Source organism: Streptomyces pseudoechinosporeus (assembly GCF_054783935.1).
The window spans coordinates 1-1,304 of record NZ_BAAGPS010000107.1 but is presented as its reverse complement, the minus strand read 5'-3'; the positions used below and the strand labels follow the sequence as shown (position 1 = coordinate 1,304).

The following is a 1,304-nucleotide window of genomic DNA, read 5'->3' as shown; positions in this document are numbered from 1 at the left end:
TCGCCATGCCGCGCCTGTACGCCGACCCGCGCGAAACCGAGTTCTACGTCCTGCTCCAGCTCGCCGCCACGGGTGCCCTCGTACTGGCCGGAGCCCAGGACCTGCTGCTCCTCGCCGCCGGCTACCTGCTGGCGAGCGTGCCCGCCTACGCGCTGGCCGGGTTCCGCAAGGACGGCCCCGGCACCGAAGCTGCCCTGAAGTTCTACGTCGTCGGCGCGCTCCTCGGCGTCCTGATGCTCGCCGGCATCACCGTCCTGCTCGCCGCCGGCCGGGCGACCGCGTACCCCATGCTGCGCCCGGAGCTCGCCGAGGCACCCGCCGGACTGGTGGCGGTCGGCACGCTTGCCCTGCTGGCAGGCGTGCTCTTCAAGGCCGGAGGCGTGCCCGGCCACTTCTGGGTACCGGATGCCGTCCAGGGCAGCTCGGCCCCGGTCGCCGCCTTCCTCACCACCATCCCGAAGGTCGGCGCCTTGGCGGCCCTCTACCGGCTCGCCGCCGTGCCGCTCGCGGACGCCGACCTGCCCTGGGCCGACCTGGTGGCGGTGCTCTCGGTCGCCTCGATGACCCTGGGCAACCTGGCGGCCTTCTTCCAGCAGGACGTCAAACGGCTGCTCGCGTACTCCACCATCAGCCAGGTCGGCTACCTCCTGCTCCCGGTGGCCGTTGCCGGACGCACCGACCTCGACCAGGAGGCGCTGCTGTACTACCTGGCCGGGTACGCGCTGACCAACCTCGGGGCCTTCGCCGTCGTCTGCGCACTGCCCGGAGCCCACGCCATCGACGACTACCGGGGCCTGGCACGGGCGCACCCGGCCCTGCTGGCCTCGCTCGTCGTCTGCTTGCTGGGCCTGGTGGGCACGCCCCCGACCGCAGTGTTCCTCGGCAAACTGGAGGCCTTCAGCGCGGCCTTCGACGGCGGCTACGCCTGGCTGGCCGTCGTCGCGGCCGTCAACACGGTGGCCTCCCTCTTCTACTACCTGCGCTGGATCGCCCCGGCGTTCCTCGCGAGCGGACCCGCGGGTGACTTCCGTACGACATCACGGACGGCCACCGTGATCGCCTGCGGGGCGGCCGCCGGATCCGTCGTACTCGGGCTGGTCGGCGGGACTGTTCTCGACGTCCTGGGCGGTTCGCTCGCGCCCTGACCACTCCGGTGCGTGCCGCCGCTGCTGAGCGGGGGTAGCCGCTGGATGTCCATCCTGGCCGGTGAGGCGATATGGCTGCGGTGGTGGCGTCACTGATCGGCGTGTTGATCCTCTTGGCCGTGTTCTACGACACGGCTCGGCTGGTGACGCCTCGGGAGC

At 71.9% G+C, this 1,304-nt stretch carries 1 protein-coding gene; it reads left to right on the top strand.

Annotated elements, in window-relative coordinates:
* Window positions 1–1,145, top strand: a 1,145-nt coding sequence (locus ACYVO6_RS49430) for an NADH-quinone oxidoreductase subunit N (RefSeq protein ID WP_461073626.1), incomplete at its 5' end; no start/stop codon positions are given.
* Between the last annotated feature and the right edge of the window lie 159 nt (window positions 1,146–1,304).